General features: G+C 73.8%; 3 protein-coding genes. 1 reads left to right on the top strand and 2 read right to left on the bottom strand.

Annotated elements, in window-relative coordinates; all coding sequences use genetic code 11:
* Window positions 1–230 precede the first annotated feature (230 nt).
* Window positions 231–716, bottom strand: a complete 486-nt coding sequence (locus ACIRQY_RS17235) for a VOC family protein (RefSeq protein ID WP_403926285.1) — start codon at window positions 714–716, stop codon at window positions 231–233.
* A 142-nt stretch (window positions 717–858) separates the two neighbouring features.
* On the opposite strand from ACIRQY_RS17235, the gene ACIRQY_RS17230 reads away from it, so the two are divergent.
* Window positions 859–2,232, top strand: a complete 1,374-nt coding sequence (locus ACIRQY_RS17230; protein WP_403926282.1) for a cytochrome P450 — start codon at window positions 859–861, stop codon at window positions 2,230–2,232.
* Between the two features lie 145 nt (window positions 2,233–2,377).
* Here the strand turns inward: ACIRQY_RS17230 and ACIRQY_RS17225 are convergent, their stop codons facing one another.
* Complete coding sequence (locus ACIRQY_RS17225; RefSeq protein WP_403926280.1) at window positions 2,378–3,595, bottom strand: helix-turn-helix domain-containing protein; 1,218 nt, start codon at window positions 3,593–3,595, stop codon at window positions 2,378–2,380.
* Window positions 3,596–3,753: the final 158 nt, after the last annotated feature.

The raw sequence follows: 3,753 nt of genomic DNA, 5'->3' as shown, positions 1-3,753 counted from the left end.
CGTCACGTCCTGTCTGGCGCTCGGACTGCTCGCGCCGCTCAGCCAGGCCGCCACCCCCCGCCCCCCCCCCCCCCCCCCCCGGGCCCGCCCGCCCCGCCCCGGGGGGGGCCCCCCCCCCCCCCCCCCCCCCCCCCCCCCCCCCCCCCCCCCCCGACCGGGGGCGCTCCCGACCGGTCCGGTAGCCGCGCGGTCCGGTCAGCCGGGCAGGCCGCCCCCCCGTTTCCGTCCGGTCACACCAGACAGAACTCGTTGCCCTCCGGGTCCTGGAGGACCACCGCGTAGTAGTCCATGCCGTCCGGCTCGTCCATCGCGTACAGCACCCGGGCGCCGAGAGCCGTCAGCCGGGCCACCTCGCCGTCCACCCGCTCCCGGCGCAGGGCGAGGGGGACGTCCCGGCCACCACCGACCTTGAGGTCCAGATGGACCCGGTTCTTCCCGGTCTTCGGCTCGGGGACCGCCTGGAACCAGACGCGCGGACCCACGCCCTTCGGGTCCACCAGGGACTCCGGCAGCTCGCCCGAGCCCTCCGGAAGCTCCTCCGCCGGGACGCCGATCGCCTCCCAGTACGCCCGCCAGGTCCCGTGTCCGGCGGGCGGCGGCTCCGGCACGTACCGCAGGGCCTCCAGCCAGAAGGGCACCAGGCGCTGGGGGTCGACACAGTCGATCGTGAGCTGCAGGGTCATCTCAGGCCGCTCGGGCGGCACGGGTCGCTCCATGACACGAGCCTCCCAGACACCACTGACAACCACCGCCTCCCGGCAACCGGCGGGAACCGGTCCGGCGTTCGGGCGACTCTCCCCACGAGCAGCTCCCTGAGGGACAATCGCTGCGCACATCGACGATCGAGGGGGAACCTCCATGGCCGTCACCACCGGCACCGAAGCACCCGAAGTCGCGGGACATCCGCTGCTCGGCTCCCTGTCCGACCTCAAGAGCGACTCGCTGGGCACCTTCCTGCGCGCCCGGCGCGAGTACGGCGACGTCGTACGGATCACCGCCGGGCCGCCCGGCATCCGCTCCACCGTCTACGGCGTCTTCTCCGCCGAAGGCGCCCAGCAGGTCCTGGCCGGAGAATCGGCCAACTTCCGCAAGGACAACAACTTCTACCAGGAGATCCGCGAGTCCTTCGGCAACGGCCTGCTCACCAGCCAGGACGAGCACTACCTGCGGCAGCGGCGGCTCGTCCAGCCCCTCTTCACCCGCCGCCGGGTCGACGGCTACGCCTCGGCCATCGCGGCCGAGGTCAGCACCCTCGTCGGGGAATGGCGGGACAGCGGCGCCGAATCCGTCGACGTCCTCCAGGAGATGACCCGTCTCGCGCTGCGCTCCGTGGCCCGCATCCTCTTCGGCACGGACGTCGACGAGGCCGTCGAGATCGTCGAGAGCAGCTTCCCCGAGCTGGGCGCCTATGTGCTCCGCCGGGGCTACTCCCCGCTCAACGTCCCCCGGAGCTGGCCCACTCCGGCCAACCGCCGCGCGGCCGACGTCCACCGGGCGCTGTACGAGGTGTGCGACCGGATCATCGCCGGGCGCCGCGACTCCGGGCGGGACCCCGAGGAGGGCGACGACCTCCTCACCCTCCTCGTCGCGGCGGAGAGCGCCGAGGACGGCAGCTTCGACGCGGACGAACTGCGCGAGCAGGTCCTCGTGTTCCTGCTCGCGGGCCATGAGACCACCGCGACCTCGCTCGGCTTCGCGCTGCACCTCCTGGCCCTCCACCCGGAGGCGCGGAAGCGGGCCCACGAGGAGGTCGACCGGGTGCTCGGCGGCCGGGAGCCCGGCGCCGCCGACCTCGACGCCCTGCCCTACGTCACCCGTGTCCTCAAGGAGGCGATGCGGCTCTTCCCGGCGGCCCCGGTCATCGGGCGCCGCGCCGTCGCCGAGACCTGTGTCGACGGCGTCACCATCCCGGCCGGGGCGGACGTCATCGTGGCCCCCTGGGTGACCCACCGGCACCCGGACTACTGGGAGGACCCGGAGCGCTTCGACCCGGACCGCTTCACGCCCGAGGCGGAGGCGGCCCGCCCCCGGTACGCGTGGTTCCCCTTCGGTGGCGGTCCGCGTGCCTGTATCGGGCAGCACTTCTCGATGCTGGAGTCGGGGGTGGCGCTGGCGATGATCCTCCAGCGGTACGACTTCGAGGCCATCGACAGGGAGGTCCCGGTCGGCTCCGCGATCACCCTCCAGGTGGAGGGCCCGGCCCGCTGTGTGCTGCGGGCGAGGACGGTCTGACGGCGGGACGGTCGGACGGCGGTCGGTCTGACGGCGAGGTCGGTCCGGCGGCGGGGACGGTCCGGCGGCGGGGACGGTCTGGCGGTGGGGGCGGCCCGAGAGCGGGGGCGGGACCCGGCTCCGGCCGGTCCCGCCGCCGTAGGGCTCAGTCCGTGTCGGTGTGCTTCCCCGCCTGGAGGTGGAGCGAGCGCAGGGCCGCCTCCAGGGCGAACCGGTGGTCGGGGTCGACGAGCCGGTCGCCGAAGTGGCCGTCCAGGTTCCGCAGCCGGTAGCGCACGGTCTGGGCGTGCACGCCGAGCATCTCGCCGACCTGTTCGGCGGGGGCCCGGGTGGAGATGTGGACCCGCAGGGTCTCGATCAGCCGGTCGCGCCGGGAGCCCGACAGGCCGTCGAGCGGGGCCAGTTCACGCCGGGTGAGATGGGCCACCAGCGCCGGGTCCGACAAGAGCCACAACGTTGTCAGGTGGTCCTCGCAGTGCACGAGGGGGGCGTCCGGCACGATGCCGTCGTCGACGAGCTGGAGGACCCGCCGGGCCCAGCGGACGGAGTGGGCGGCCTGCGAGGGAGGGACGGTCGGGCCGATACAGGCCGGGGTTCCGGCCAGTGCGGCGTCGAGCATCTCCAGGCGTTCGGGGGTGAGCGGCCCGGGGATCAGCAGGTGCGGCTGAGGGAGGGTGAGGTCGGCGAGGACGTCCCGGTCGAGCCCCGCCTGCACGAGTTCGGCGACCGGCGGCCGCAGGGCGACCATGGTGCACTCCTCGGGCAGTTGCCAGGAGGCCTCCCGGCACAGTTCGGCGATGGTGGCCCGGGGCAGCGGCGGCCCCGCGACGACCAGGTAGAGCAGTTGTCGGCGCAGCGCCGCCACGTCCGACACCGCACGCGCCTGGACCATCACGTACCCCTCGCGGGAGAGGGACTCCAGCTCGTCGACGTAGGCGAAGAGGGCGTCCGCGAAGGCGAGGATGAGGGTGGGGGAGAGGTTGTACGTGCGTCCGATGCTCTTCGCCCGCCGCAGCGCGATCCGGGCGCCGAGCCGGTAGGCGCCCTGGAGGGTCTCCAGGTCACGGCCCTCGTACGCCTCCACCCGGCCGAACTTGCGGAGCAGCTCGTCCCGGAGGGCCGAGTTGGCGCCGGGATCGGCGACCCGTTCCACGAAGGCCGCCAGGGCCTGCTCGACGCCCTGCCGGATGGCGTCCGAGTGGGGCCCGTTGAAGAGGTGGGCGTACACGGGGTAGGTCCGCTGGACCTCGACGCCGATCTCCTTGATGAGCCCCGGGATCTCCGGCCTCATCAGATTGGCGAACTCCCGGGGGAGCGGATCGAGCGGTTCACCGATGTGCGGTGGCGGTGCGGTGGCGGGCATGACCGATCCCTTGCTTCCTGCGTGACCGGTGGGGGGATGGACAGCGGCGCCCCCCCCCGGGGGGGGGGGGGGCCCGGGGGGCCGGGGGGTGGGGGGCGGGGGGGGCAGCTGGAGCTATGACAACAACGGTGGGGGGTTCACAACATTCGCCAGAGTTT

The organism is Streptomyces sp. NPDC101490 (genome assembly GCF_044767145.1).
Lineage (GTDB): Bacteria > Actinomycetota > Actinomycetes > Streptomycetales > Streptomycetaceae > Streptomyces.
Note: the sequence above shows the minus strand (reverse complement) of the source record. Positions and strands in the feature narration are given on the sequence as shown.